The sequence below is a fragment of the Drancourtella massiliensis genome (genome assembly GCF_016900655.1).
Lineage (GTDB): Bacteria > Bacillota > Clostridia > Lachnospirales > Lachnospiraceae > Sellimonas > Sellimonas catena.
The window spans coordinates 1-25,824 of sequence record NZ_JACJKH010000016.1; the positions used below are offsets into that span (position 1 = coordinate 1).

Consider the following 25,824-nt stretch of genomic DNA (forward strand, 5'->3'; position numbering starts at 1 on the left):
CAGTTATCAAAGTTCTTTGTTTTCGTTGCCGCTCTCTCGCGACAGCTATATTAGATTATCACATCTGTTCCTTTTTGTCAACCACTTTTTTCATCTTTTTTCGAGTAATTTCTGCGGCGGTCCGTCAAGCCAATGCGGAAAAGCCGTCCTCAGGATTGTCACTCTGAGATGTTTTGTGCTGACAGTTATCAGCGGAACGTGTTATATATTATCATCCAGGCTTGTAAATGTCAACAACTTTTTTCAACTTTTTTATTTTTTCTCTTTCTTCCAGGTTACTGTTCTCCCCGTATTCAGGAGCAGAAAGGCCCCGCCATCAGCGGAGCCCCATAAGAATCTTCAATATATAATTATTCTGATACAGGAACCGGAGAAACGCATTCCCGTTAATCTGCGCAAAGATCTCTTCCCCGGCCGGTGTTGTGTACAGGAGCGTAAATACAAGGAACACAATCCAGATAAAAATCAGCGCCATCACAAGTCCAAGGGCTGCTCCGGCAATCCGGTTGATTCCTCCTATGATCGGAAGCCACGAAACTACATCCAGTATATACATAACAATTTTCAGTGCGGCCGATATGACAAAAAAGAGTACGACCGCAGTCAGAATCTGAATAATCAGACGTGTAATCCCTTTTGCGATATAGTCTGCGAAGCTGTCCGCTCCGATCATACTGTAAATTTCTTTATTATTATTTTCCTGCAGATATTCCTTAAATATCTCCGGCACATCGGAATTCTCTATAATCTGTGCCTGTTCCTGTCTGGAAATCTCGCCTCCGGAAAGCTGCTCTGCCAGTGCCGGCAGATCGATATCTGTTCCGTTTTCTATTCCGGCCTGCTCTTCCAGAGCATCCGACATGTTTGTCATCAAGGCACTTTCAAGCCGCTCCTCAATCCAGTCATCCGCCGGGGTGTACTGAATCACGGCATCCGCCGCATACGGCGTGAGTACAACCACCAGAATCCACGCGGCCACCGCCGCAGCCAGTGATACTGCGATGCGCAGTGCCCCTTTGATATATCCCACAATGATTCCTATCGCCAGAATTCCTATCGTTCCATATAATAACCAGTTCATGTTGTTCTCCTATTTTGTCAGGCGTATTGTCCGGGTTCCTTTGTTACTCATCATCAGATATTTATTGATTCCTTTCAGAACAAAGATGTCTCTGATATCCGCCCCCATGCTTCCTTCAAACCGGTGAATTCCACCTTCAGTGAAAATGCTGGCGTTCTCACCGTCAAACAGGATTACCTGTCCGTCATCAATTTTGATGTTACTATAATCACCCTCAAATTCCTTTGATATAATCTCTTTTCCGTTATAATCGTAAAGCCGCAGTTCATATCCGGCCGAATCTGTATCTTTCAGAACAAATGCAAGATATTCTTCATCGTAGGCGATACTTCTGATTTCTTTTTTGATGTCAATCTTCGTACTTTCTTTCGGCTCGGATCCTTCATAAATCACGAAGCCGCCGTCGCCTACTGCGACCGATTTATCATCGGATACAAAGAATACGCTCGGCATGAGCTGATTCTCATAAGTATCTCCGCCGATTTCATAATTCCCGTCTTCGTGTGTTTTTCCAAAGTCGTAATAAGTAATCCTGGTATCCACCTGACCATTCTGTACCACCAGATAAGAGACAAGAAGTGTCGTTCCGTCAGGCGACAGCGCAATGTCAATCGGATATCCGCTTGCAGAAGACGCAACGCTGTACTCGATCAGTACATTTCCTGATACGTCATAGCACTGAATCATCGGAGTGCTTCCATTTTCAAGCAGAACGGCTGTAACTCCCTGATCTGATACGGACATTTTCTCTATGGGAAATGTCGTACTGATCTGCCCCCGCAGTCCATTTTCTCCGAATACTGCAATATCGTTGCCACCCTGCTCTGCTACTGCCGCGGAAGTACCGCTGACTTTCATAACCGGTTTCTGAAACTGGACGCTTTCCGTCCAGAGTTCAGCCCCGTCCAGATCGAATAATGCAACACCGTCGGTATCACAGCTCAGTATATTCTCCCCATAACGTATATAAAAGCTGTTTCCCGACTCTGCTTCCCGAATCTGAGACACGACCTCAACCCCTGTATAGGTCTGAAGTGTAATCGTCAGATAGGAGACCGCCACGGCCGCTGTCAGAACTCCCACAATGACCCATCTTCGGATCGCCTTTTTTGTTCTGGCCCTCATAGGCTTTTTCTTCTTTTTTACCGGATGCATTTCTTCCGGATTCTCCGTTTCAATAGAAGGCTGTACCGTCCACATCTCCACCCGGGGCTTTTCGACATACTTCCGGCCGATCCGGACAGCAGTTCCCTCCCCGAAAAGATCCGGGATATCAGCCCTCGGGACTACGTGGAACCTCATTTGCTGCTTATCCTTCATATTGCTTTCCCCTTTGTATTTTATTTATACTGTTCTATTTCTGATTATCATAACATACTTTTTCTTACGGCAACAGTAATTTTTGCCCGATGTATATGAAATCCCCATTCGTAAGACCGTTCATCCGCGCGATTGCGTCTACATAGGAAGTATCTCCATATACTTTCCGGCTGATGGTAGCAAGCGTATCCCCACGCTGCACCACGTAGTACTCTTCCCCTCCGGAAGTCTCCTGCTCCTGTATATCCAGTGTGTCTTCACTGCTGCTCTTAACATCCGTTCCTTCCTCAACCTCTGTTGTCACTTTCTCTCCGGATGCCTGTGCTTCTTCTTCGCCTTCCGCCTTTTCCACGGTTTTTGTAATCTGGTCAAGAGAGGTCTGAACTGCCTTGATCTTATCATAATTATTTACCATTGTCACGCCGATGATCAGAATAACAAGCAAAAGAAATGTGCTTGCCGCATAGAGAAAACGGTTATTCTGCTTCTGGTCCGCCTTCTCCAGTTTTGCTTTCACGATACTGCGAAAATCCTTCGCAGCCCGATCCGCAATAGATTCACTGGGAGTAATCCTGTTTTCTTTCCTTGAGGAAATCATATAATTCTGCATCTCCGGATTTTTTTCATAATAAATGTAATGTCCATTGATTTCCATCAGTTCTTCATATTTATAGGCATAAAACTTTTCTTCCCTGCCTTTCGGATCTTTCATAATAAAAACCGTATTCTCTTCACCGAAATACGTTTTATGTATCTTCTCCAGCGCTTCATCCGTGCCCGGCTTTCTGGACGGGTCAATCAGAAACCACCCGACAAGCGACTGATTGCCGAAATATTCCTTACAGTCTTTCATTCCCGCTTCCACGGCAGCTTCCGCGAGATTCAGCTGATTTTCATTTTTTACAATCTCCGATATCCTGACGGCTCCCGATATATATACGCAGTCCTGATCTTCTACCTTTCCTGTTTCTCCGATCAGGAAAGCCCCTTTCGGCTCTTCATCCGTTTTATCGCAAAGCTGGTTCAAGAATGTATCTACATAGTCTTCCACATAAATCTTGGGACTGTCACATACATTCCCTATCTGACGTACATTTTTCGGAAATTGTTTTTCCATATATTCTCACCTCATATTCATATTTTTTCTCATCATATCATAGCGGTAACGCTGATTTTATCGCTTTATGTCAGCGGATTCCAAGAAAAATACGACACATCCGGCGAAAAAAACGGAAGACTCGTGTCTTTTTGCACAAGTCTTCCGGTATTTTTCATGTATTTTGTTTTCCCAGGGCGTGTTTTGTCAACTTTGCGCCTCTCTTTTACTCTGACCGTCAGATTCTCTTGAACTGTTCCACATTCAGTACGAATACCGTGGCACCGCCGACTTCAACGGTAATCGGGATATAGGAATAACTGATCATAGACAGGTCTCCCTGCGGATATGGTGTCGTTACTTCCACCTGTTTTCTCTTTGCACATTCTTCCTGAAGAATTTCAAAAACTTCTTCCACCTGATCGTCTTCCACACCAAGCATCAATGTTGTATTTCCCCGTCTCAGGAATCCTCCGGTACTGGATAATCTTGTCACGCGGAATTTCTTTTCATTCAGATGCCTGACGGCTTTATTCGTATCATCGTCATGTACAACCGCAAAAATCAACTTCATAAGGAACGCCCCTTTCATTTTTATTTAACAGAATTATACCATATTAGTACGCGAATTACACATAAATTTGATTAAAATTCAAAAATTTACAATCTTTACCCGGCGTACCTTGACATTCTTCTTATTATACCTGATAATTATGGAATACATATACCCCTAACGGTATGAGAAGGAGGCATTACTATGAAACAATGTATTGATTCTCAAAATCTCCACCGCCGTCTCAGGAAAATCATCGGCCAGGTCCAGGCCATCGACCGGATGATTGATGAAGACGTTCCTTGCGAAGACATTCTCTCGCAGATCAATGCTGCTAAATCCGCCCTCCACAAAGCGGGTCAGGTCGTTCTGGAGGGCCATATTCAGCACTGTGTACGCGACGGAATCGAACACGGAGACGCTGATGAAACGATTGCAAAATTTACAAAAGCTGTTGAACGTTTTGCAAACATGATCTGAAAAATAAACCGGTTTTGTCATTTCTCTTCCGATATCTGCTTATATTGTCATTAGAACAGCAAAAGGAGGTATCAAACCTTGATTACAGAAATGACCTGGCCTTTTCATCTTCCGCCGCTTCCCTATCCGTATGATGCGCTGGAGCCGTTTATCGACCGCGAGACGATGTGTCTGCACCATGACAGGCATTTTCGGACTTATGTGGATAATCTGAATGACGCTCTTGTGAATGCTCCCGAGTATCATTCCTGGACACTGACAAAGCTCCTGTCCCGTCTGGAAGACATTCCGGATCCTCTTCGTACTTCTGTACGCAACAATGGGGGCGGTGTGTACAGCCATGACCTTTACTTTGATCTCATGGCCCCGCCGGGACAGGAGATTGCTCCGGCCATCCTGGAGTACTATGACACCGGCCGGCAATTTTTCTCGGACATGAAGACGGCCGCCCTTGGACAGTTCGGATCCGGCTGTGCGTGGCTGGTTATCAGTCCGGACGGCTCTCCCGCCATCATGGCTCTTCCGAATCAGGACAATCCGCTCACACTTGGCTTCTACCCGGTGCTCCCTCTGGATGTCTGGGAACATGCATATTATCTGAAATATCATAATCTACGCAGCAGCTATATCGACAACTGGTTCCATATCATCAACTGGGAAGCTGTTTCGGACCGGCTGCTTTCCTTTTTTCTTCCTTGACAACCCATACCCCTATAGGTATAATTTTCTTAAACATATACCTGTATGGGTATAAAGGAAGGAGAAGAATACTTATGAAAACACTGGAACGTATTCTGGAATGGGGCGGAATCAAAAAGGATATCATCTTTCTTTCCATATCACTTGCGGCTCTTCTTGCGAGTCTTTTCGGGATCCGTCCCTTTCCTTTTGATCTGGCATGGATTTCCGTGATCCTGTGCGGAATACCGATCATCCTGGAAGCGGTCATCGGTCTTGTGACGGCCTTTGACATCAAGGCCGATGTGCTTGTCTCTATCGCGCTGATTGCTTCCCTGATCATCGGTGAAGACTTTGCGGCCGGCGAGGTGGCCTTCATCATGCAGCTTGGTGCTCTTCTGGAGGATCTTACTGTTTCAAAAGCCCGTGCCGGGATTGAGAAGCTTGTCCATCTCACGCCGCGGACAGCAAGGCGGATTACTTCCGGCGGTGAAGAAATCATCCCTGCAAGCGATGTAATTGCCGGCGATCTGCTGCGCGTTCTTCCGGGCGAGACAATTCCCGTGGACGGCATCATTACATCCGGACAGACTTCCATCAACCAGGCCGTCATGACAGGAGAATCTCTCCCTGTCGACAAAGAGGCCGGCGATGATGTCTCAAGCGGCACTGTCAATCTCTACGGCTCTTTTGATATGAAAGCACTGAGGGTAGGTGAAGACAGCTCTATCCAGAGAATGATCCGTCTTGTGCAGTCTGCCGATGCCGGAAAGGCAAAGATTGTCGGAATTGCCGACAGGTGGGCCACCTGGATTGTCATCATTGCCCTTGTGTCGGCTGTGCTTACGTGGTTTTTCACCGGTGAGATCATCCGTGCCGTAACAATTCTTGTTGTATTCTGCCCGTGCGCCCTTGTTCTTGCCACCCCTACCGCCATTATGGCAGCCATCGGAAACGCAACCAAACATGGATTTCTTGTCCGGGAAGGAGATGCCCTTGAGAGGCTTTCCATGGTAAAAAAGATCGCTTTTGACAAAACCGGAACACTGACCGAGGGAAATCTGCATGTAGAGACCATCCACAGTATTCTTCCAGGACTTTCAGACACGGATCTTTTCCGTCTTACGGCTTCATCCGAGCTTCGCTCCGAGCATCCTCTCGGCAAGGCAGTCGTCTCTGATTTTCAGAAACAGACACAGTCTGCCCCGGCTTCTCCGGAAGAATTTCACATGATTCCCGGACGCGGAGTATCTGCCAAAGTGGATGGGCACGCCATTCTTGCGGGAAATGAACAGCTGTTAAAAGAGCATACGGATACATTTTCGGACGAGCTCCCTGCCCGGGCTTCTTCCTGGCTGGATGAGGGATGCACAGTTATTTACGTAGCTGTTGACGGCAAGGCTGCCGGATTTCTCGTTCTTGCCGATACCCTCCGGGAAGACGCTGCCGAAACCATCCGCCAGGTCAAGTCTACCGGCGTATCTCCAGTTCTTCTGACCGGAGACCACCGAAATGCCGCGGCGCATATTGCAGACGTGCTGCACATCGAAGAAGTTTACTCCGGCTGTCTTCCGCAGGAGAAACTTTCCTGGATTGAACAGTCCCAGAAACGGCAGATACAAGTCTGCATGATCGGGGATGGAATCAATGATGCTCCGTCTCTGAAAAAAGCATTTGTCGGGATTGCAATGGGCGGGGTTGGAAGTGATATCGCTGTGGATGCGGCAGATATCGCGCTCGTAAATGATGACATCCGGGAACTTCCTCATTTGATTGCCCTGTCACGGAAAATGATGTTTACAATCCGCTGCAACCTCACCTTTTCCATGGCACTGAATTTTCTCGCGATCATTCTTGCCATCCTTGGAATTTTAAACCCGGTTGTCGGCGCGTTAGTACACAATGCAGGCTCTGTGTTTGTCATCATTCATTCCGCCTTCCTTTTGACTTTCAAAAATCACAGTTTTCTCAAGAAGTGATTACGAATCCTTCACATAATTATTACAGAATTATGATACTACTGTTTACGGATTACTTCAATTCTCTCGAAAATGACGAGGAGGACTTTGACTGGATGCATATCAACTCCCTCAGCCTTATAGGGGACGATTCTCTGATTCTAAGTTCCCGGGAAACATCCAGCATCATCAAAATCAGCGATATTTACGGCAGTCCGACCGTGGATTATCTCATCAGTTCCGACCAGTTCTGGGAGGGAACCGGATATGAAGATCTGCTTCTTGAGCAGGTTGGAGACTTTACGCTCCAGGCAGGACAGCACTGCGTGACCTATGAGACTTCAGATGAATTATCCGACGGACAGTATTATCTGACCATGTACAATAACAATAATGCTACAATCAGCACCCGTGACTACGACTATGACAGTGATGAAAATTATGACGGCACTTATTCCGGAACCGAAGGGGATGAGTCCTATTATTATAAATATCTTGTCGATGAAACTGCCGGAACCTTTACACTTGTTGACAGCGTCCCTGTCACCTATTCCGGCTACGTCAGCTCCGTACAGCAGGTTGGTGACAATCTTCTGACGGACAGTGGAAGCGCCTTTGAGGCAAATGAATTTGATCAGGACCACAACCTGATCCAGACCTTAACGGGAAGTGGAGCTACCTGGTGGTACCGTGTCTTTAAATACGACTACAGCGGCTACTGGTTCGCATAACAATCCCGCAAATGCAGACAAAAGGGCCCTCCCGCCATGCGGGAGAGCCCCTATTATTTTCTCTATTTCTCTACGAACGTTTTTACCTTCTTATAGATGCTTTCGCCGTCCAGTTCGTATTTTTTGATCAGTTCGACTGCCGGTCCGGATTCTCCGAAGACATCGTTGACACCGATTTTCATGACCTTTGCACATGCTGTCTCAGCTACTACGTCGCAGACAGCGCTACCAAGTCCGCCGATGACAGAGTGTTCTTCCACTGTCACGATCTTTCCGGTCTTTTCAGCTGCTTTTAAAACAGCTTCCCTGTCCAGTGGTTTGATGGTGTGCATATTGATGACTTCTGCCTGGATTCCATCTTCTGCAAGCTTTTCTGCCGCTACCAGAGCCTCATTTACTTCAAGTCCTGCTGCGATGATTGCCACGTCGCTTCCTTCGCGCAGAGTGATAGCTTTTCCAAGTTCAAATTTGTAGTCCGGATTGTCATTGATCACCGGCACAGCCAGACGTCCGAAACGCAGATAAACCGGTCCTTCGTGCTCATATGCCGCTTTTACTGCCGCCTTTGCTTCTACATCATCAGAAGGCACAATCACGGTCATTCCCGGAATCGTTCTCATCAGGGCGATGTCCTCGTTGCACTGATGGGTTGCTCCGTCTTCTCCTACGGAGATACCCGCATGGGTTGCACCGATCTTGACGTTGAGCTTCGGATATCCGATGGAGTTTCTCACCTGTTCAAATGCACGTCCTGCCGCAAACATGGCGAAAGAACTTGCAAACGGAACCTTTCCTGTCGCTGCAAGACCCGCCGCAACTCCCATCATATTTCCCTCTGCGATTCCGCAGTCAATGTGGCGCTCCGGAAATGCCTTCTTAAAGGTTCCTGTCTTTGTCGCGCCGGCAAGGTCCGCATCCAGTACAATCACGTCTTCATGCTCTTTTCCAAGTTCTACCAAAGCATTACCGTAGCTTTCCCGTGTTGCGATTTTCTTTACTTCTGACATAATGCTTCACCTGCTTTCTCTAATTCTTCCATTGCGACTTTATACTGCTCTTCATTCGGAGCGGAGCCGTGCCAGGATACCTGGTTCTCCATATAGGAAACTCCTTTTCCCTTGACTGTCTTTGCGATGATTGCTGTCGGCATTCCCTTAGTCTCTTTTGCTTCTTTGAATGCTGCTCTTAACGAATCAAAATCATGCCCATCCACATTGATCACATGGAAATTAAAGGCCTCAAATTTCTTGTCAATCGGGTATGGAGAGTTGACTTCCTCGATTGTTCCGTCGATCTGAAGGTTGTTGTTATCCACGATCACAACAAGATTGTCAAGCTTTCTGTGACCTGCAAGCATAGATGCCTCCCACACCTGTCCTTCCTGAATCTCTCCGTCTCCGACCAGTGTGTATACACGGTAGTCATCTCCGGATAATTTCGCGGAAATGGCCATTCCGACTGCCGCAGAAATTCCCTGTCCGAGGGATCCGCTTGACATGTCCACACCCGGAATGTGTTTCATGTCCGGATGTCCCTGCAGGTAAGAACCTACATGACGGAATGTCTTCAGATCTTCTACCGGGAAGAATCCTCTGTGGGCAAGGGCGGAATAGTAACCCGGTGATGTATGTCCTTTGGAAACCACGAGACGGTCTCTGTCCGCCTTCTTCGGATTCTCAGGATCGATGTTCATCTCTTCAAAATAAAGATAGGTATAAATGTCTGCCGCAGATAAAGATCCGCCCGGATGTCCGGATTTTGCATTATAAACTGCAGTGATAATGCCTTTGCGGACTTCATTGGCAGTTTTCTGTAATTCTAAATTGTCCATGACAATGCCTCCTGTCTCTTTTTCTCCGGAGAATTACTCTCCGAATACCGCTTTATAGTCAGCCTGGAATTTCTCGATTCCTGCATCTGTCAGCGGATGATGTGTCATCTGTTCAATTACTTTGTACGGTACTGTCGCAATATCTGCTCCTGCAAGCGCACACTCTGTCACATGGATCGGATTTCTAATGCTTGCAGCGATGATCTGTGTCTCGATTCCGGAAACAGCGAACATTTCCGCAATCTCTTCGATCAGTTCTGACCCTTTCACGGAGATATCATCCAGACGTCCGAGGAACGGAGATACATAGGTTGCGCCGGCTCTTGCCGCAAGAAGCGCCTGGTTTGCTGTAAAGATCAGTGTTACATTTGTTTTTACTCCTTCTGCAGAAAGAACTTTCACTGCCTTTAATCCCTCTACTGTCATCGGGATTTTGACTACCATATTCGGATGAATCTTTGCAATCTCACGTCCTTCTGCAATCATGCCTTCTGCATCTGTCGTGGTCGCTTTTACCTCTCCGCTGATCGGTCCGTCTACGATAGATGTGATCTCTTTGATTACTTCGTTAAAATCACGGCCTTCCTTTGCAATCAAAGACGGATTTGTCGTTACTCCGCAGATCACTCCCATATCATTTGCTTTTCTGATCTCTTCCACGTTTGCTGTGTCAACAAAAAATCTCATGTTCTGTGTTCCTCCTTATTTTGGGTTCATGTTTATCATTTGATTTCATTATAAAACCTCGAAATAAGGTGGTCAATACCGCCGGTTTTTTATTAGTAATTTTATAAATTAATAATTTGGTTTTTATTAATTGCTCATCCCTGATTTTTCGTTTGTTTTATGTAAAATTTATGTTTGATTCATTTAAACAGCCACTTATCAGGCCATTTTATGAACATTATATCAATTTCATTCCCGTTTTTATTATTAATATTTTTTAGGAATTCATTAATTTAATTTTTTCGGATAGGATGTGGTGCCTCTTACGATAAGCTTTGGCTCATACTCCACATGGTATGTGCTCACCGGTTCGATTCCGGAATATTTCATTGTTCCGGCAGCGATTTTTTTCATAATAATATCACACGCATCTCTTCCTTTAAATACAACAAAATGCTCCACCGTCGTCAGCGATACCTTATGCATCCTGGCAAACAATGTATTATCGCATCCCATCACCGAGATATCCCCCGGAACCTTATATTTTTCTTCCTGAAGCGCGTCCAGAATCCCGAATGCAATCATGTCGTTCAGTCCGACAATGGCCGTAACCTCCCGCTGCTCCGCCAGCAGTTCTTTCGTCAGATCATAGCCGATCTTATATTCGGAATCGATATTCGCCACATTCATATCATAGGCCTCATCAGCCGCTTTGATGATGACATGGTCTTTGAGCCCCTGCCTGTCAAACTCTTTCAGAAAGCCTTCCACCCGCTTGGAACGCTGCTTCTGCCGGATCGTGAGCGGCGGCGCGATATACGCCACATCCCTGTGACCGAGCTCCAGAAGATGGCGCGCCATCAGACGTCCCAGTTTGGAATTATCAAGCTCCACCGCATCCACGCTCATCTGCTCATTCTGATTGTTTACCACAACAATCGGAATCTTTCCTGCCAGATCCTCGATCATGTCCATATAGCATCTGCTTGGATTACATGTGTAAATGATACCAAGCGGCGAAAGCTCCGGCATCATGCACAGATACCGTTCCTCCATCTTAAGGCTCCTCTGTGTATTGCAGATAAAAAGCCCGAACCCCGCTTCCTTGGCTCTTGTCTCGATCCCCTGCAGCAGCATAACGTAATACGGATTTGTCAGATTGGAGCAGAATACAACAAGCAGCTTTTCCTTCCTGCTCTCTTTTCTGACCTTTCGTTTCGGCGGCTGATAGCCTAGCCTGGCCGCCGTCTGTTCCACCTTCTCCACGGTCTCCTTGGAAAAGGAAACATTATATTTCTTATTCAGAATCATGGAAACCGTAGACTGGGATACGCCCGCTGCCTTTGCGATGTCTGTCGATGTGATCTTCTTTTTCTTCATCCTCTTCCTCCCATCTGACAAGGTGGCGCAGCTTTCCTTGCGCGCGGATTCAAGCCGTCTCCTCTCACCGCAAAAGGAAAGGGATCTACAGAAGTCAGAGGCTTTTGCAATCCCTTTTTCTTAAAGCTCCGTGCGTCCTTCCAGGGCGCGAAGAAGCGTCACTTCATCGATATACTCCAAATCTCCTCCGACCGGAACCCCGCTTGCAATCCTGCTCACCTTGATCCCTGTCGGCTTGATCAGCTTGCTGATGTACATAGCTGTGGTCTCTCCCTCCAGCGTAGAGTTTGTCGCAACAATGACCTCATTGACATCTCCCTCCAGCCGGATCATCAGCTCTTTAAGATGAATGTCTCCCGGTCCGATTCCAAGCATCGGCGAAATCGCCCCGTGAAGCACATGATACACACCATTGTACTTTCCGGTCTTTTCATAAGCGGCCAGGTCTCTCGGCGTCTCCACCACCATGATCGTCCCGTGGTCTCTCTGCTCATTTTTACAGATCGGACAGAGCTCGTCATCCGTCAAAGTGCAGCACTCCCTGCAGTACCGGACATTGTTTCTCGCACTGACCATCGTCTCGGCAAGTTTTTCCACCTGCTCCTTCGGCATGTGAATCAGATGAAACGCAAGTCTCTGTGCCGACTTCGGCCCGATACCCGGAAGTCTGGAAAGCTCCTCAATCAGACGGCTGATCTGGTTACTATAGTACTCCATTCTTTTCTCACTCCCGGACTAAAATAATCCTGGCATACCTCCGCCAAGTCCTCCCGTAAGTTTGCTCATTACGGAAGAATTAGCCTCATCCACTTGACGCAGCGCTTCATTTACCGCAGCTACAATCAGATCCTGAAGCATCTCGATATCTTCCGGATCCACTACTTCTTCCTGAAGTTCTACGTTTAACACTTCTCTCTTGCCGGATACCGTCACCTTGACTGCTCCGCCCCCTGCTGTGGCAGAAAACTCTTTTGTCTCCAGCTCCTTAGCCTGTTCTTCCATCTGACGCTGCATCTTCTGCGCCTGTTTCATCAGATTCGCCATGTTCCCCGGCATACCTCCGCCAGGAAAACCTCCACGTTTTGCCATATTATCTTCCTCCTAATCTTCCACTGTGATATCCATATGGATCAGCTGTTCCAGATCTATATAGCTGTCCTCAAATCTGCGGCCCTGCTCGACCTTCCCGACCTCGATTTCGACTTTCTTTCCGGTCCTTTCTACGATCAGATCCTGAATCTCCTTCTTATGGTCTTCGGTCCCGACAACGCCTGCCGCCAGATCATCCGGAAGGATAATCTGAAGCTGGCCTGCATTTCCAACACTGAGCCTTGCCTGTCTGAGATAAACTTTGAGCATTCCGGATGCATCATTTGCTATCATTCTGAAATTTTTTACTACTTCCTTTACATCCTCCGGAAGCGCCTTCGGAACCTCCCTCGGCTGTACCGGCATCTCTCCCGGCATTTCCTGTGCCGTCGGGCCATCCGCCGCCCTGTATCCCTGAGGAGGTGCCTGCACCACAAGACCCTTCTCCACCTTTTCCTCCAGTGCACGGATCCGCTCCAGAATCGTATCCTGGCGCGTCTCCATCTGCGGAACGCAGATCCGGATCAATGCCACTTCCAGAAGGACTCTCTTCTGTGTAGCGTACTTCAGCTGATTGCTCAGATCTGAAAAAATCCTGATATAACGCATCAAAGCGTCATTTTCTATCATCTGTGCTTCTTCTTTTAACTGTGCCAGATTTTCTGTTGAAACGTCAAGCACATCCTCCATATTATCAGAACTCTTTGCCAATAGCAAGTTTCTTAAATACCATGTGAAATCCGTGGTAAGCTGGGCAAGCTCTTTTCCCTCCATCACAAGATCGTTTACCGTCTGAAGCACGCCTTTGACATCCCGGTCAATCATTCTGCGCAGCAGGGCACTGTATACATCCGTGTCCACCGCTCCCAGAACACTGAGCACCTTATCGTAGGTAAGCTTCTCTCCGATATGAAAGGCAATGCACTGGTCCAGAAGACTCAGTGCATCCCTCATGGAACCGTCCGCCGCTTTCGCAATGTAGCGGATGGCCCGCTCCTCTACTTCCACCTCTTCTTTTTTCATCAGTTCATTCAGACGTGCTGCAATCGTATCAATCGTAATTCTTCTGAAATCATATCTCTGGCACCTTGACAGGATAGTGATCGGAATCTTGTGAACCTCGGTCGTCGCCAGAATAAAAATCACATATTCCGGCGGCTCCTCCAGCGTCTTTAAAAGCGCGTTGAACGCCCCGATGGAAAGCATATGGACCTCGTCGATGATGTAGACTTTATACCTGCCCTGAGCCGGCCGGTACTCGACTTCCTCCCGGATGCTCCGGATATTGTCAACACCATTGTTGGATGCCGCATCGATCTCCACTACGTTCATGTAAGTTCCCGCCGCGATATTTCTGCACATATCGCACTCTCCGCACGGGCTTCCGTCTACCGGATGCTCACAGTTGACCGCTCTTGCAAAGATCTTTGCCACCGTTGTCTTTCCCGTCCCTCTTGTCCCGCAGAACAGATAGGCATGTCCGATTCTTCCTGACTTGATCTGGTTTTTTAATGTAGTTACAATATGGTCCTGCCCCTTTACGTCTTCAAATTCTGCTGGTCGGAACTTCCTGTATAAGGCAGTATAAGACATAATTCATTCTCCTTGTCTGATTTTTCCTGATTCTTCCTCAATCTATTTGTCGCCAAAGCTGATTCCGATTGTACGTGCTTCGCTGATGATCTTCGCTTTCGGATCTACTGTCTTAAGCTTTCCGGCAACCTCTTTGAGCGGAACTTTACATGTCTCGCCCTCCTTGATGGCAACCATATAGCCGTACTCATGACACAGAATCATCTCTGCCGCAGCCGCGCCAAGCCTTGTCGCAAGAACTCTGTCATACGGGCACGGGGATCCTCCTCTTTGTGTATGCCCCGGAACCGTAATACGGACTTCCTTGTCGCACTTGCTCTCGATCTTCTCTGCCAGTTCATAGGCAACGGACGGATATTTTGCTTTTTTCTTTTCCTGAAGTTCTTTTAATTTCTTCTTCGGAAGCTCAGCCTCCTCCTTGGCAATCGCTCCTTCAGCGACAGCAATGATCGTAAAGCGTTTTCCTGCCGCTGAACGCTTTTTGATATATTCTGCGATCACATTCAGATCATACGGAATCTCAGGAAGCAGAATAATGTCCGCTCCTCCGGCAATCCCTGCATGCAGCGTCACCCATCCTACTTTATGCCCCATTACTTCTATGATAAATACGCGGCTGTGGGATGTGGCTGTTGTATGAATCCGGTCAATCGTATCTGTCGCGATATCCACCGCACTCTGGAAACCAAACGTCATATCCGTACCCCAGAGATCATTGTCGATCGTCTTTGGCAGCGTAATTACATTTAATCCTTCTTCCCTCAACAGATTGGCTGTCTTATGAGTCCCATTTCCGCCAAGGATGACAAGGCAGTCCAGATTCAGTTTATGGTAGGTGTGCTTCATCGCCTCTACCTTGTCCACTCCGTCCTCACCGATTACTCTCATCTGTTTGAACGGCTGTCTGGAAGTACCAAGGATTGTACCTCCGCGTGTCAGAATACCGGAGAAATCCTTCTCGGTCATCATATCAAAAGTAGAATAAATCAATCCTTTATAGCCATCTCTGAATCCGTAAATTTCCACATCTTTTACTTTGGCAAAAATCCCCTTTGCCACACCTCTCATTGCGGCATTGAGTGCCTGGCAGTCACCGCCGCTTGTCAGCATCCCGATTCTCAGCATATGCCCACGTCCTTTCTTTTCATACATTATAACTGTTCCGCCATACATCTGACCTCGTAAAACAGCATGGCCCGACAGTTCCCACATGTTTTTATTATATCTTATTTTTAGGGTGCTAACAACTGCGAAATGCGATATAATAGGAAAAGAGAGGCATATGCCCCCTCGGATTTTGAGAGATTTCACAAATTCAGAAAGACAAAGGAGATAGAGAATATGGAACGAAATGAACCTTGCTGGTGCGGAAGCGGCAAAAAATATAAGAAGTGTCATATGGCGATGGATGAAAAAATCGCTCTTCATGCCGAAAAGGGCGAAATCGTACCGGACCACTCCATGATCAAGACTCCGGAACAGATCGAAAAAATCCGGATCAGCGCCGACTTGAACACCGCTGTCCTCGATCATGTGGCCGCCCACATTCATGCGGGTATGAGCACGGCCGAAATAGATAAGCTCGTCTATGACTTCACAACAGAGCACGGCGGCATCCCTGCCCCGCTTGATTACCAGGGATTCCCAAAGAGTGTCTGCACTTCCATCAACAATGAAATCTGCCACGGAATTCCGGATGAATCCATCATCCTGCAGGAGGGCGATATTGTCAACGTGGACGTTTCCACCATTCTGGACGGATATTTTTCCGATGCTTCCAGAATGTTCTGCATCGGGGAAGTCAGCGAGCGTGCCAGACGTCTCGTACGTGTCACTGAAGAATGTGTGGAGCTCGGACTGAAAGAGGCAAAACCCTGGAATCATCTCGGCGATATCGCAGACGCTATCAACAGCCATGCGAAAGCAAACGGGTACTCCGTTGTGGAAGACATCGGAGGCCACGGCATCGGCCTGGAGTTCCACGAAGAGCCATGGGTCAGCTATGTCACACCAAAGGGAAGCGAGATGCTTCTCGTTCCTGGCATGATGTTTACCATCGAGCCAATGATCAACGAAGGAAGTCCGGATTTCTTTATCGATGAAGACAACGGATGGACTGTCTACACGGAAGACGACGGACTCTCTGCACAGATCGAATACATGGTGCTTATTACAGAAGACGGCGCCGAGGTACTGACGAAATAGCAATGTTCCGGGCAAAGAAAAGGCCGCCGCATCATCTTTACTTGATGATACGGCGGCCTTGCTTTTGAGCAATAAAAAAAGCGGGTGATGGGAATCGAACCCACGTATCCAGCTTGGAAGGCTGGTGTTCTACCATTGAACTACACCCGCGTATGCCCAAAGCCGGAATCGAACCAGCGACACGAGGATTTTCAGTCCTCTGCTCTACCAACTGAGCTATCTGGGCATTTGTCTTGTGCGCTTGGCACATGGACTATTATATGGGTTCCTCTTAGATTTGTCAACACTTTTTTTCAATTTTTCCAATTTATTTTTCGGAATTTTTTCTAATATATCTATTATATGTTCAATTTATCTTATCTAGTGTCATACTCTCCCACATAAATCATCCCATGCCGGTACACCATCCAGGTATCCATTACATCACCCTGCTCCCTGTCGTACGGTGCATCCACAAGTACATAACCGATCTGCCCGTCTTCCAGCTCATGAGGATACCCTTCTGTCGTGATCGATAACGTCAATGCCGCAATCGGATGGCCCGATCTGAGAATTGCAAACCGCGCAGCCCCCTGCGGAAGCATCAGCACGTACATTGCACCAATAATTACAACGAGGGCTATGATCGACAGCCAGAATTTTTTTGTCTTTATCGTACGTATCTTTTTCCTTCTTTTCATCTTCTACACCGCCATTTACAACTTCCCCCTTCTCTAATATTATAACAAAACGGGTCAGAGAGTCCTGAATTTTTTCTTAAAGATTCATTACATCTTGGGTAAAATTTCTGTTGTTTCAGATAAAATGCTTAATAGAATTGTTGCTTAGATGATATTACCTTGTATCCAAATGATAGTTATGATGTGCAGGCCGAAGCCTTGTTGCTTATCGGCCCGCAAAGATCAGTTATTTTTCAACCAAAGTTATGCAATTTCAGAAAGTCTGGATTTTGTTTTTTCAAGTTCACTTTCAAGGCGATTAACCCGAAGCTTAAGAATTTCTTTTTCATTATCAATTTTAACCGCCTCATCCAACTTTCTGCTCAAGTCGAGATGTCCTTCCGCAATAATCTGGATATTCCTGTTCGTCTCATTTTCCAAAGTCAGTTGAACATCTTTAACTATTTTCTCTACACCGGCTACACTTCTTTTGATGTCATTCAGCTCCTGGTTTACTCCGCCGACTTCACTTCTGACATCATTCAGTTCCTGGTTTACTCCGCCGACTTCACTTCTGACATCATTCAGTTCCTGCTTCACTCCATTTACTTCGCCTTTGACACCATCCAGTTCCTTTCTAACGCCGCCAAGTTCTTCTTCAACACATTTGAGCCTATATTCGATTGGATGAAATGTTTTTTCTATAATTCCACTGATTTGTTCAAAATCTTTTGGTTCTAACATATCTCTTTTCCTCCTCTCTCCCTGCCCATTTTGCTTTTGTTCTCTTATCATGCCATGCCCTTTCCGCATTGTCAAGTGCTCCGGCTGCTTTTCCACAAGGCATGTTTTTCACACACATTTTTTCAACATCCATCCCTTCATTCCGTCCCCGGACGTTGATAATCCGGTTCGAAAATGCTATGATAGGGAGGTACCCTGCCAGCAGGGAATTGAACGGAATCAAAGGATATGATCTTATGTTAAAAAAAGAGTTTCTGGAACGTTTTTCGATCAGCGAAGATGAATTTCGCGAGGCGGGACTTGATTGGGATGATCTGTGCTATATCGCAAAGGACTATGCCAAACGTCTTCCTGAGCTTCAGCGTATCCGGGACGAATTTCTACAGGAATTTATTAAAAATAAGGATCAGAGAACGGGACTTCATTCTTACCGTACCCGTGTGAAGACACCATGGCATCTTGTGGAGAAAATCATCCGGAAGCGCTGCGAAAACTATCTGAAATACCGTACGCTCACAAAAGAGAATTACATGAAGTTTGTCACTGACACGATCGGGTTCCGCGGACTGATCCTGTACCGCGAAGACTGGGTGATCTTCCATAAATATCTGATCCAGCATTTTGAAAACAATCCGGATCTTTATATCCACAACTGTATTTCTGATTATCACGCTGACAAAGACCGGTATATGGCCGAACCGCCAAAAGTGCACATGCGTCTGGGAGATTTCAGTGATATTTATTCCGACTGGATCTCCAGCGACAATATCTTCGACCGGAAGCATTACCGCTCTGTCCACTATATTTTGAAGTATCAGGGTGTATACATGGAAGTGCAGATCCGTACTCTTTTCGAGGAGGGATGGGGAGAGATCGACCATCACATTCTCTATCCTTATAAGAAAAGCGACCCGATGCTCACGGAATTTTCCGAGCTTTTAAACCGGCTTTCCGGAATGGGTGATGAAATGGCCTCTTTCTTTAAAAGGCTCTGTGATGTTTCAAGCGAAAATTTCAAGCCGAAACAGACGATTGTCAACCCAAGGCTGGACTATGAAAAGCCAAAAGAAAAGCTGAATGAAGTTGATTTGAGTTCGATACAGACAGTACAGGATGCCATTGACAGCATCGTAAAAGAATAAAGGAGGGATTCCCATGAATCAGAGACCACTGCCGGGCATTCCCGAGGCGATCAGCCAGTCTGCCGACCGCATGATGGAGCGTATCCAAAGCGGAAAGATCCGCAAACACCTGCTTGGAAGTACCTCTCACGTCCGTTACAGCACCATTGAGGATATCGAGTTGAATTCCTACTGCGATTTTGTAAAATCCAAGCTGTTTTTTGATATTATAAAACTGGAAGGAGCAGATCATCATGAATGATATCGAGACCATCTATACACAGTACGAAGATATCGTGGCCGAATTTTCCGAACAGGTCATCAAGAACCGTTACTCTTCGCTTTATAAAGAATGTATTGTATTTCTGGAAAGCCTTGGCATCCACGACAGCGTCCGGATCGATGAAACCATTCTAACCCATGCAGTCATGGATTATTTTACGGATATTTCACGCATGAAGGAATTTCACCATATGAGGCACATCAGTGAGCGGAAGGTGCTTGCCTATGAAACCTACTGGCTTCTTCGCCGGAAACCTTTTCAGGTAATGAAGACCGACGGCGAAGAGGAGTTCTGGGCTTTCCTCAACGAAAAATTCGCGTTTACACGGATCGCTTCTTTCCTGACACGCGACCAGAAATCCGTGATTCTGGATGAAGCATCCAAAAAAGCATTCCTCAACTTTCTGGATACCCTTTACTATTTTCTAAAATACAGAGACTATGATCCGAAAATGCTGGAGCTCGTCATTATGGGCTTTCAGGCAGGGCAGCTGATCCATTCATAGGGGCTGTCACTGCCTGAAAACGGCGTTTTTTCTTTACAATTCCACTTCCATATGATATGATAAAAAAATCTTAAAGCAGAAGGGAGAGAAGTGGATGTCGGCAAATCGTAAATAACAGGGCAATAAATTTTGTTTTCATCTGAAAGATGATGAGTTTTTTATTGTACTCTTTTTTACGATTGAAATCGGATCGCACTTCTCAGAAGAAAAGTGTTTTTTGCGCTGTCAGAAAGAGCATGTCCGCATACCGGAGATGCCTGGCGGCCGCATATCGGTACATGAGATAACTCATCTTTCAGGAGTTATCTTTTTTTATTGCCCTGCACAGACAATTGGAAATCAACGAAAATGTATTTGTGTAAGGGAGATAACTGACAATGAACCGTGAAAACAAAAAGAAAAAATACGAAAAAGGATACTACAAAACTCACCCATGCAAGGACAGCTTCACCTGTAAGGTGTGCGGACGCCCTGTCGTTTCAGCAGGCGCAGGAACGGACCACCGCAACCACTGCCCGAACTGCCTGTCCAGCCTGCATGTGGACATCGAACCGGGAGACAGGGAATCTGACTGCGGAGGCATCATGGACCCGATCGCAGTCTGGACCCGCAAGAACGGCGAATGGGCCATCATCCACCGCTGCCGCCGATGCGGAAAGCTTTCATCCAACCGGATTGCCGCCGATGACAATCCAATGAAACTCATGTCCATCGCCATGAAGCCATTGTGTCTGCCGCCCTTCCCGCTGGAAAGGATTGAAGAACTGACACTCCTCATGGGTGGAGACGGAACGCTGTCCCGCAAATAGTTTTAATGTGTATAAGTTTTCATTTTTGCACAAATTATTCGTAATTATGCATATTTTTTTCAGAATAATTCATCTTGCTTTTCACATCAGATATTTTATACTGATAGTCAAAGAAATAACAAAGTAAACACAAGGCGAAAGGGAGGTCTTACATATGCTTAGACTTAGAATGATGCGTGCACCTCAAAAATATGTACAGGGAAAAGATTCTCTGCTGCAATTCCACAAGGAAATGACCAGTCTTGGTGATAAGTGGCTGTTTATCTGCTCCAGAAGCGGATATAAGATGGCTCACGACAAGATCGAAAAAAGTTTTGAAGGGACATCCGACGTCCGCCAGTACGAAATCTTCGGCGGAGTTTCAAGTACAGGGGAGATCGAAAAAATGCGGGAAATCGTCAGAGAAAACCATCTGAATGTCGTCGTCGGTGTGGGCGGCGGTTCCGCAATTGACACAGCAAAAGCGACAGCACACTACGAAAAGCTTCCTGTCGTTATTGTACCAACCGTTGTAGCGACAGACGCTCCATGCACCGGTCTTTCTGTTATCTACAATGATGATGAAACATTCAACAGTTATCTGTTCTATCCAAAGAACCCGGAAGCCGTCATTGTAGACAGTGCCATCATCGCTAATGCGCCGGTCAGATTCCTGGTTGCCGGCATGGGCGATGCCCTCGGAACTTATTTTGAAGCACGCGCATGCGAGCGCACAGACGCTCCGAGCCTGGAATCCGGCGGAATTACCCAGTCAGCCATGGCTCTCTGCCGGCTCTGTTATGACACACTGAAAGAATACGGGGCTTCTGCAAAAAAGGCATGCGAATGCCATGTGGTAACTCCGGCACTGGAAGCCATTATCGAAGCCAATGTTTACCTCTCCGGTGTCGGTGCCGACAACGGAGGGCTTGCCGTTGCCCACTCTTTCTATAACGGTCTTACCGCACTTGGCGGCCACAGCGCTCCGCATGGAAACTGCGTTGCTTTTGGCACCCTCGTACAGCTTGTTCTGGAACGGGCATCTAAAGAAGAATTCAAGGAAGTACAGAATTTCTGTATGGAAGTCGGCCTTCCTGTTACACTGGAAGAAATCGGTATCACCAAAGACGAAGAGATCCGCATTATCGCCGAGAAATCCTGTGTAGAAGGTGAATCCATCCACAACATGGTAGCGGACGTCACTCCGGATCAGCTCTACGCAGCTATCGTTGCAGCGGACGCTCTTGGAAAAGAGGCACTTGCGGAAAAGGAAAAATAAGTTCGTATCCTACCTTTAAACAGCCGTCCGGCAAGAATAATGCCTCTAGATATTCCCATATTACAAAGCGGCAGGCGTGGTTCATATGAATCGCGCCTGCCGCTGTATTATGCCCATTAAAAGAAACATTCATCATCGTTACAAATTCTCTTCCGCCAGCGTTTTTAGTTCCTCTGCAATCTCATGATTGCCCGTCTTTTCAGCCAACGGAAGAAAAATTTCCATGGTTTCAGCTGCCCGTTTTTTTCTTTGTTCCTCATCGATCCATTCAATCGTCTTCATATTATGAAGACGCTCGGCGAGCCGGAGCAAGGTGACCTGTTCCAAAAGATCTGTCTCCATATCCGCTTCATTCCTTGATAAATCTGGCATGCGTAGAGATAGATCTGCTCCAGATTTCTCACATCTTCTTCCGGATTCAATGTCAGAACCATCTCTTTTAATTTTTCAAACAGCATTTGTTTTTCAGCATGTTCCTCTGGTCTTCCAGTCATTCCCTCGTTCATATTTTTTCCTCCTAACTGTTTCATACTCATAACCATGGCTCGCAGTAAGGCCGGGCAGTAACCAAACTCTTTTTTGAATGCTTTCGTAAATCCATTGTGAGATTCCCAGCCATATTTTACAGCTGTATCCACAATCTTCGCTCCATTCCGTATATCCCCGGACGCCCTTCGGAGTTTTTCACTTTTTACATATTCCATCACTGAAACTCCAGTCTCCTGCCGGAAGATTCTTGAAAAATGATATTCTGAATATCCAACCGTCCCAGCGATCTTTGCCACTGTCAGCACTTCATCAATATGCTTTTCGATATACTCCTTACTTTTCCGAATAATGATTCCTGCTTCCATATACCTCACTCCTATTGTTTCTTCCACGTGGTACATTTAGTATAGGACGCACCAAATAAAATTGCTGTTCCAAATCTGCTGTTTTTTATATTCACTATTCATTTTTATGTCCATGATGGTGATGTTTTCCCTGTCCGCTTCCTCCGGTTCCGGTACTTGTCTGTGTGTCACCATCCGCTTCCAGTTCCCGGATCCTCTCATAAAGTTCTCTCATGGTCATATTGGCCGCTTCCTCCGTCGTTATGTCGGGATCCAGCTCCTTCAATTCCAGATATGCTCTGTATTTGCCATATCCAAGTCCTGCTTCTTCCGCTTCTTGCGCTTCGCTTTCTGTCGCATGGCAGCAGTCGATATTGTGCTGTGTCTGTTCCAGTTCTTCCACAAATGCCATCATATCCTGACTCTGCTTGTTTTCTCCTATAACAACCACAGATAAAATTTCATTCTGATTCAAAAGTGCCGCAATCTGCTCATTTTGTAGAATTTCATCCACCGCCTCATCATAATCCATAAATCGGAGGTTTAATTCCCCGGCCAGTCTTTCCCCGTCTTCATTTTTCCCTTCCAGAGAAAGCACTCTACCAAAGCGGTTGACTTCCATTTCCAGCGAAGGATTCACTTCGATCTGAATCGCCGCTGTCGGAAGGAAAAAGCTCCAGTATCCCCCTGCAATCAGAAAAATCACCAGACATGCCGCCACCGGGATCCAGGTACGGTAGGAACGAATTCTCTTTTTCTTGTATCCATCTGTTTTTTCTCTAAGAAACTGTTTTGTGCGTTCTTTCAGCTCTTCGTCTGCGTGAATCTGATCAAACGCTTCTTTTATTCTCTTATCCGTACTCCTCACCTCCAAGCTTTTCCTTTAACAGTGCCCGCGCACGTGTCAGCATCGTGTAAACCGTATTGGTTTTCTTCCCGAGAATTTTCCCGATTTCTTCCGCTGTATATCCCTCATAATAATGCAGATAGACCGCATCTTTATATTTTCCCGGAAGAGACAGCACTGCCTCCAGCACTTCTCTGTGGTCCTGACGGTTCGGAGCCGGCATCTCCAGGAGTGAATCCAGCGAGACCGTCCTGCTCCTGAAAAAGCTTCTGCGCAGATCCTTGCAGGCATTTACTGTCACCCGGATCAGCCAGGCTTTTTCATGTTCTTCATTTTCAAACGGCATGGAACGAAGGACATATTTCAGAAAAACCGTCTGAAATATGTCCTCGGTATCAGCACTATTCTGCAGGTGGATCAGGCAGATTCTTCTGACCATATCCGAATACCTTTCAATCGCCCTGTTTACCTCTCGTTCACTTTGCATACATGTTTACCTGTTTCGTCCTCCCCTGCATCCACTGTTCTGGTGGTGCATATGGTGTCCTTCTGCATTATTGCAGATTTTATTCTGATAATTGTCACAGACACCATCATGATCGGAATCTGTATAACAGGTTCCCGTTCCTGCACAGTCACCTGTATTGTTATGATGGTTCGGACATACCGAGCTGTTTACACAGATCCCATTGTTCCAGCCGGCTGAAGTCTCCTGTCTGTTTCCGGCCTTTACAGCCCCTGATGCAGCCACCGATACTCCGATTACTGCCGCCAGAATTCCTGCTACAATTTTCTTCATCTCAATCCCTCCTTTGTCTTTCATCTCTAATACGATTCAAAGGAATGTTTCCATTCATTTTTTTCAAATTTTTTTAAAATCTTTTAAAATCGGTTCCAGATAACTTCTGTCTGTCCAGTCACATTGTTTCCCGTCCGCACTCATCAGCGCTTTCATCCACGGCTCGTAGGTGTCCGGATCCTTTTTGGCTACCGCTTTTTTCAACATCCTGCACAGGGTCCGGTCTTTCCATGTCATTTTCTCTTCATCCCACATTCCTCTTCCGTAATAAAGAGGGATGGATGCGAGTTCTCCCTTCAAATTTACCGTTTTTACTTCCTCAAGTGCTTTTTCATCGTACGGAGATGCCCCGACCGCAAACACCATAACCTGTTTTTCTTTCAGTCTGTCAAAGTGTTTCCGCAGAAACGAAATGCCCGCTATGCCGGATGCATAAATGCCTCCGCATAAAATAATTACGTCATACCGGATGACTTCACCGATTTCGGCCTGTTTCACTTCCACCGCCTCAAAGCCTGTCGCCTCTTTGATCCATTCGGCATATTTTCTGGCCGCTCCATATTTTGATTGATACAAGATAATTCCTCTGCCCATAATCATCCCTCACTGAACACTATCCCTGCTGGTTTCCGTTTCTCTTGTTTTCAAGTGTCTCTTTCAGAAAAATCTGATACACCTTTTCCTGCTGCTCAAAAATTTCCTCTGTCGAAATGCCCGGTGTTGTCATACAGAAGATTGTCCCAATGCCGATCGTATAAATCAGCATATGCAGGTGAAGATTTTTTGCCTCTTCCCTGCTGATTTTCAGCCTGTCGGCAATAAATCCGGCGGTCCGTGGATCTGTCTCCTTCTGGTACAGCTCACTCAGCGATGAAACTCCTTCTCTCTGATGCAGGATGAACAGCTTGAAAATATTCGGCTCCTCTTTTGCAAGCTGTACATACGCTCTGCCTGTGCTGGCAAAGAGATCTGACGGGTCAATATGCGCCGCTGCAAATTCCCGCACAAACTCCAACGCCCGGCCTGTCACATCAGCCTTCAGTCCATCCATATTTCTACAGTAACTGTAGATCGGCTGCACAGAGCAACCGATCTTTTCCGCAATATTCTTGACCAGTACATGCTCCATTCCGTCATTTCTTGCAATTTCAAACGCCGCTTCCACGACCATCTCTTTTGTAATTCTCTGTTTCGGCATCTTTTTCTCCATAAAAAAATAGTTATACAAATTATTTATATAACTATTTTATATTCACTATGTTACTAATGTCAATATCAATCTCTGCTTTTTATCCCAGTATCACG

31 protein-coding genes and 2 tRNA genes are annotated in these 25,824 nt (G+C 46.4%); 10 read left to right on the forward strand and 23 right to left on the reverse strand.

Annotated features, from left to right (window positions below; genetic code table 11):
• Window positions 1-316 precede the first annotated feature (316 nt).
• The 4 genes from H6A32_RS09665 to H6A32_RS09680 form a co-directional block, all read right to left on the reverse strand.
• Entirely contained in the window at window positions 317-1,081 is a 765-nt protein-coding gene (locus tag H6A32_RS09665) for a CvpA family protein (protein WP_087255461.1), read from the reverse strand.
• 9 nt (window positions 1,082-1,090) lie between these two features.
• Window positions 1,091-2,401: a DUF5711 family protein gene (locus tag H6A32_RS09670; RefSeq protein ID WP_204864240.1), complete on the reverse strand. Its 1,311-nt coding sequence runs from the start codon at window positions 2,399-2,401 to the stop codon at window positions 1,091-1,093.
• Between the two features lie 64 nt (window positions 2,402-2,465).
• Complete coding sequence (locus tag H6A32_RS09675; protein WP_204864241.1) at window positions 2,466-3,518, reverse strand: LysM peptidoglycan-binding domain-containing protein; 1,053 nt, start codon at window positions 3,516-3,518, stop codon at window positions 2,466-2,468.
• Window positions 3,519-3,735: 217 nt separating this feature from the next.
• Entirely contained in the window at window positions 3,736-4,071 is a 336-nt protein-coding gene (locus H6A32_RS09680) for a cyclic-di-AMP receptor (protein WP_087168795.1), read from the reverse strand.
• Window positions 4,072-4,254: 183 nt separating this feature from the next.
• Here H6A32_RS09680 and H6A32_RS09685 point away from each other — a divergent pair, with 183 nt between their 5' ends.
• The 4 genes from H6A32_RS09685 (at window position 4,255) to H6A32_RS09700 (ending at window position 7,897) form a co-directional block, all read left to right on the forward strand.
• Window positions 4,255-4,530, forward strand: coding sequence for a metal-sensing transcriptional repressor (locus H6A32_RS09685; protein WP_087168796.1), 276 nt, complete (start codon window positions 4,255-4,257; stop codon window positions 4,528-4,530).
• A gap of 78 nt (window positions 4,531-4,608) precedes the next feature.
• Window positions 4,609-5,229 (forward strand): superoxide dismutase, encoded by a 621-nt coding sequence (locus H6A32_RS09690; RefSeq protein WP_243424890.1) that lies wholly within the window; start codon window positions 4,609-4,611, stop codon window positions 5,227-5,229.
• A gap of 74 nt (window positions 5,230-5,303) precedes the next feature.
• Window positions 5,304-7,187, forward strand: a complete 1,884-nt coding sequence (locus H6A32_RS09695; RefSeq protein WP_138374051.1) for a heavy metal translocating P-type ATPase — start codon at window positions 5,304-5,306, stop codon at window positions 7,185-7,187.
• A gap of 32 nt (window positions 7,188-7,219) precedes the next feature.
• Window positions 7,220-7,897: an aryl-sulfate sulfotransferase gene (locus tag H6A32_RS09700; RefSeq protein WP_138374052.1), complete on the forward strand. Its 678-nt coding sequence runs from the start codon at window positions 7,220-7,222 to the stop codon at window positions 7,895-7,897.
• A 62-nt stretch (window positions 7,898-7,959) separates the two neighbouring features.
• On the opposite strand, the gene H6A32_RS09705 is transcribed toward H6A32_RS09700, so the two are convergent.
• The 8 genes from H6A32_RS09705 to H6A32_RS09740 form a co-directional block, all read right to left on the reverse strand.
• Window positions 7,960-8,904, reverse strand: coding sequence for a transketolase family protein (locus tag H6A32_RS09705; protein ID WP_118636863.1), 945 nt, complete (start codon window positions 8,902-8,904; stop codon window positions 7,960-7,962).
• Complete coding sequence (locus tag H6A32_RS09710; protein ID WP_087255446.1) at window positions 8,892-9,728, reverse strand: transketolase; 837 nt, start codon at window positions 9,726-9,728, stop codon at window positions 8,892-8,894. The genes H6A32_RS09705 and H6A32_RS09710 overlap by 13 nt, the downstream gene beginning before the upstream one ends.
• Before the next feature lie 33 nt (window positions 9,729-9,761).
• Complete coding sequence (gene fsa / locus H6A32_RS09715) at window positions 9,762-10,415, reverse strand: fructose-6-phosphate aldolase (protein ID WP_087168802.1); 654 nt, start codon at window positions 10,413-10,415, stop codon at window positions 9,762-9,764.
• Window positions 10,416-10,682: 267 nt separating this feature from the next.
• The gene (locus H6A32_RS09720) at window positions 10,683-11,774 is read right to left on the reverse strand and encodes a LacI family DNA-binding transcriptional regulator (protein ID WP_204864242.1); all 1,092 of its coding nucleotides are present in this window, start codon (window positions 11,772-11,774) and stop codon (window positions 10,683-10,685) included.
• Between the two features lie 120 nt (window positions 11,775-11,894).
• The gene (gene recR, locus H6A32_RS09725) at window positions 11,895-12,491 is read right to left on the reverse strand and encodes a recombination mediator RecR (protein ID WP_204864243.1); all 597 of its coding nucleotides are present in this window, start codon (window positions 12,489-12,491) and stop codon (window positions 11,895-11,897) included.
• Between the two features lie 18 nt (window positions 12,492-12,509).
• Window positions 12,510-12,863 carry a YbaB/EbfC family nucleoid-associated protein gene (locus H6A32_RS09730; RefSeq protein ID WP_087168805.1) on the reverse strand — a complete coding sequence of 118 codons (354 nt, stop codon included), beginning with the start codon at window positions 12,861-12,863 and terminating at the stop codon, window positions 12,510-12,512.
• 12 nt (window positions 12,864-12,875) lie between these two features.
• Window positions 12,876-14,456, reverse strand: coding sequence for a DNA polymerase III subunit gamma/tau (gene dnaX / locus H6A32_RS09735; RefSeq protein WP_204864244.1), 1,581 nt, complete (start codon window positions 14,454-14,456; stop codon window positions 12,876-12,878).
• 42 nt (window positions 14,457-14,498) lie between these two features.
• The gene (locus H6A32_RS09740; RefSeq protein ID WP_204864245.1) at window positions 14,499-15,581 is read right to left on the reverse strand and encodes a 6-phosphofructokinase; all 1,083 of its coding nucleotides are present in this window, start codon (window positions 15,579-15,581) and stop codon (window positions 14,499-14,501) included.
• 216 nt (window positions 15,582-15,797) lie between these two features.
• Between H6A32_RS09740 and H6A32_RS09745 the strand changes: the two genes are divergently transcribed.
• Window positions 15,798-16,661 carry a methionyl aminopeptidase gene (locus tag H6A32_RS09745; protein WP_087168807.1) on the forward strand — a complete coding sequence of 288 codons (864 nt, stop codon included), beginning with the start codon at window positions 15,798-15,800 and terminating at the stop codon, window positions 16,659-16,661.
• 79 nt (window positions 16,662-16,740) lie between these two features.
• Here the strand turns inward: H6A32_RS09745 and H6A32_RS09750 are convergent.
• From H6A32_RS09750 to H6A32_RS09765, 4 genes are all read right to left on the reverse strand, one after another.
• Window positions 16,741-16,811 (reverse strand) — tRNA-Gly (locus tag H6A32_RS09750).
• A gap of 3 nt (window positions 16,812-16,814) precedes the next feature.
• Window positions 16,815-16,887, reverse strand: a tRNA-Phe gene (locus H6A32_RS09755).
• A 130-nt stretch (window positions 16,888-17,017) separates the two neighbouring features.
• Window positions 17,018-17,341, reverse strand: a complete 324-nt coding sequence (locus H6A32_RS09760; protein ID WP_087168808.1) for a hypothetical protein — start codon at window positions 17,339-17,341, stop codon at window positions 17,018-17,020.
• Between the two features lie 243 nt (window positions 17,342-17,584).
• Complete coding sequence (locus H6A32_RS09765; protein ID WP_204864246.1) at window positions 17,585-18,160, reverse strand: hypothetical protein; 576 nt, start codon at window positions 18,158-18,160, stop codon at window positions 17,585-17,587.
• 140 nt (window positions 18,161-18,300) lie between these two features.
• Here H6A32_RS09765 and H6A32_RS09770 point away from each other — a divergent pair, with 140 nt between their 5' ends.
• From H6A32_RS09770 to H6A32_RS09790, 5 genes are all read left to right on the forward strand, one after another.
• Window positions 18,301-19,206: a GTP pyrophosphokinase gene (locus H6A32_RS09770; RefSeq protein ID WP_242959084.1), complete on the forward strand. Its 906-nt coding sequence runs from the start codon at window positions 18,301-18,303 to the stop codon at window positions 19,204-19,206.
• 13 nt (window positions 19,207-19,219) lie between these two features.
• Entirely contained in the window at window positions 19,220-19,447 is a 228-nt protein-coding gene (locus tag H6A32_RS09775; RefSeq protein ID WP_087168811.1) for a hypothetical protein, read from the forward strand.
• Complete coding sequence (locus tag H6A32_RS09780) at window positions 19,440-19,973, forward strand: hypothetical protein (protein WP_087168812.1); 534 nt, start codon at window positions 19,440-19,442, stop codon at window positions 19,971-19,973. Before H6A32_RS09775 ends, H6A32_RS09780 begins: the two co-directional genes overlap by 8 nt.
• 377 nt (window positions 19,974-20,350) lie before the next feature.
• Window positions 20,351-20,782, forward strand: coding sequence for an RNHCP domain-containing protein (locus tag H6A32_RS09785; RefSeq protein ID WP_087168813.1), 432 nt, complete (start codon window positions 20,351-20,353; stop codon window positions 20,780-20,782).
• A gap of 154 nt (window positions 20,783-20,936) precedes the next feature.
• Window positions 20,937-22,040: a glycerol dehydrogenase gene (locus H6A32_RS09790; protein WP_087255434.1), complete on the forward strand. Its 1,104-nt coding sequence runs from the start codon at window positions 20,937-20,939 to the stop codon at window positions 22,038-22,040.
• A gap of 138 nt (window positions 22,041-22,178) precedes the next feature.
• Here the strand turns inward: H6A32_RS09790 and H6A32_RS09795 are convergent, their stop codons facing one another.
• The 7 genes from H6A32_RS09795 to H6A32_RS09825 form a co-directional block, all read right to left on the reverse strand.
• On the reverse strand, window positions 22,179-22,322 hold the full coding sequence (locus tag H6A32_RS09795) for a hypothetical protein (RefSeq protein WP_191427530.1): 144 nt from the start codon (window positions 22,320-22,322) through the stop codon (window positions 22,179-22,181).
• Window positions 22,319-22,894, reverse strand: coding sequence for a helix-turn-helix transcriptional regulator (locus H6A32_RS09800; protein WP_204864247.1), 576 nt, complete (start codon window positions 22,892-22,894; stop codon window positions 22,319-22,321). The genes H6A32_RS09795 and H6A32_RS09800 overlap by 4 nt, the downstream gene beginning before the upstream one ends.
• Before the next feature lie 94 nt (window positions 22,895-22,988).
• The gene (locus tag H6A32_RS09805; RefSeq protein WP_087168816.1) at window positions 22,989-23,741 is read right to left on the reverse strand and encodes an anti-sigma-I factor RsgI family protein; all 753 of its coding nucleotides are present in this window, start codon (window positions 23,739-23,741) and stop codon (window positions 22,989-22,991) included.
• On the reverse strand, window positions 23,725-24,207 hold the full coding sequence (locus H6A32_RS09810) for an RNA polymerase sigma factor (protein WP_087168817.1): 483 nt from the start codon (window positions 24,205-24,207) through the stop codon (window positions 23,725-23,727). Before H6A32_RS09810 ends, H6A32_RS09805 begins: the two co-directional genes overlap by 17 nt.
• Window positions 24,208-24,213: 6 nt before the next feature.
• Entirely contained in the window at window positions 24,214-24,519 is a 306-nt protein-coding gene (locus H6A32_RS09815) for a hypothetical protein (protein ID WP_087168818.1), read from the reverse strand.
• A gap of 63 nt (window positions 24,520-24,582) precedes the next feature.
• Window positions 24,583-25,113: a flavodoxin domain-containing protein gene (locus H6A32_RS09820; protein ID WP_204864248.1), complete on the reverse strand. Its 531-nt coding sequence runs from the start codon at window positions 25,111-25,113 to the stop codon at window positions 24,583-24,585.
• Between the two features lie 19 nt (window positions 25,114-25,132).
• Window positions 25,133-25,717, reverse strand: a complete 585-nt coding sequence (locus H6A32_RS09825; RefSeq protein WP_204864249.1) for a TetR/AcrR family transcriptional regulator — start codon at window positions 25,715-25,717, stop codon at window positions 25,133-25,135.
• Between the last annotated feature and the right edge of the window lie 107 nt (window positions 25,718-25,824).

Bases quoted from the DNA above. Each gene is read 5' to 3' on its own strand.
- H6A32_RS09665 (WP_087255461.1), bottom strand. From the start codon at position 1,081: ATGAACTGGTTATTATATGGAACGATAGGAATTCTGGCGATAGGAATC.
- H6A32_RS09670 (WP_204864240.1), bottom strand. From the start codon at position 2,401: ATGAAGGATAAGCAGCAAATGAGGTTCCACGTAGTCCCGAGGGCTGAT.
- H6A32_RS09675 (WP_204864241.1), bottom strand. From the start codon at position 3,518: ATGGAAAAACAATTTCCGAAAAATGTACGTCAGATAGGGAATGTATGT.
- H6A32_RS09680 (WP_087168795.1), bottom strand. From the start codon at position 4,071: ATGAAGTTGATTTTTGCGGTTGTACATGACGATGATACGAATAAAGCC.
- H6A32_RS09685 (WP_087168796.1), top strand. From the start codon at position 4,255: ATGAAACAATGTATTGATTCTCAAAATCTCCACCGCCGTCTCAGGAAA.
- H6A32_RS09695 (WP_138374051.1), top strand. From the start codon at position 5,304: ATGAAAACACTGGAACGTATTCTGGAATGGGGCGGAATCAAAAAGGAT.
- H6A32_RS09700 (WP_138374052.1), top strand. From the start codon at position 7,220: ATGATACTACTGTTTACGGATTACTTCAATTCTCTCGAAAATGACGAG.
- H6A32_RS09705 (WP_118636863.1), bottom strand. From the start codon at position 8,904: ATGTCAGAAGTAAAGAAAATCGCAACACGGGAAAGCTACGGTAATGCT.
- H6A32_RS09710 (WP_087255446.1), bottom strand. From the start codon at position 9,728: ATGGACAATTTAGAATTACAGAAAACTGCCAATGAAGTCCGCAAAGGC.
- fsa (WP_087168802.1), bottom strand. From the start codon at position 10,415: ATGAGATTTTTTGTTGACACAGCAAACGTGGAAGAGATCAGAAAAGCA.
- H6A32_RS09720 (WP_204864242.1), bottom strand. From the start codon at position 11,774: ATGAAGAAAAAGAAGATCACATCGACAGACATCGCAAAGGCAGCGGGC.
- recR (WP_204864243.1), bottom strand. From the start codon at position 12,491: ATGGAGTACTATAGTAACCAGATCAGCCGTCTGATTGAGGAGCTTTCC.
- H6A32_RS09730 (WP_087168805.1), bottom strand. From the start codon at position 12,863: ATGGCAAAACGTGGAGGTTTTCCTGGCGGAGGTATGCCGGGGAACATG.
- dnaX (WP_204864244.1), bottom strand. From the start codon at position 14,456: ATGTCTTATACTGCCTTATACAGGAAGTTCCGACCAGCAGAATTTGAA.
- H6A32_RS09740 (WP_204864245.1), bottom strand. From the start codon at position 15,581: ATGCTGAGAATCGGGATGCTGACAAGCGGCGGTGACTGCCAGGCACTC.
- H6A32_RS09745 (WP_087168807.1), top strand. From the start codon at position 15,798: ATGGAACGAAATGAACCTTGCTGGTGCGGAAGCGGCAAAAAATATAAG.
- H6A32_RS09760 (WP_087168808.1), bottom strand. From the start codon at position 17,341: ATGAAAAGAAGGAAAAAGATACGTACGATAAAGACAAAAAAATTCTGG.
- H6A32_RS09770 (WP_242959084.1), top strand. From the start codon at position 18,301: ATGTTAAAAAAAGAGTTTCTGGAACGTTTTTCGATCAGCGAAGATGAA.
- H6A32_RS09775 (WP_087168811.1), top strand. From the start codon at position 19,220: ATGAATCAGAGACCACTGCCGGGCATTCCCGAGGCGATCAGCCAGTCT.
- H6A32_RS09780 (WP_087168812.1), top strand. From the start codon at position 19,440: ATGAATGATATCGAGACCATCTATACACAGTACGAAGATATCGTGGCC.
- H6A32_RS09785 (WP_087168813.1), top strand. From the start codon at position 20,351: ATGAACCGTGAAAACAAAAAGAAAAAATACGAAAAAGGATACTACAAA.
- H6A32_RS09790 (WP_087255434.1), top strand. From the start codon at position 20,937: ATGCTTAGACTTAGAATGATGCGTGCACCTCAAAAATATGTACAGGGA.
- H6A32_RS09795 (WP_191427530.1), bottom strand. From the start codon at position 22,322: ATGAAGACGATTGAATGGATCGATGAGGAACAAAGAAAAAAACGGGCA.
- H6A32_RS09800 (WP_204864247.1), bottom strand. From the start codon at position 22,894: ATGGAAGCAGGAATCATTATTCGGAAAAGTAAGGAGTATATCGAAAAG.
- H6A32_RS09810 (WP_087168817.1), bottom strand. From the start codon at position 24,207: ATGCAAAGTGAACGAGAGGTAAACAGGGCGATTGAAAGGTATTCGGAT.
- H6A32_RS09815 (WP_087168818.1), bottom strand. From the start codon at position 24,519: ATGAAGAAAATTGTAGCAGGAATTCTGGCGGCAGTAATCGGAGTATCG.
- H6A32_RS09820 (WP_204864248.1), bottom strand. From the start codon at position 25,113: ATGGGCAGAGGAATTATCTTGTATCAATCAAAATATGGAGCGGCCAGA.
- H6A32_RS09825 (WP_204864249.1), bottom strand. From the start codon at position 25,717: ATGCCGAAACAGAGAATTACAAAAGAGATGGTCGTGGAAGCGGCGTTT.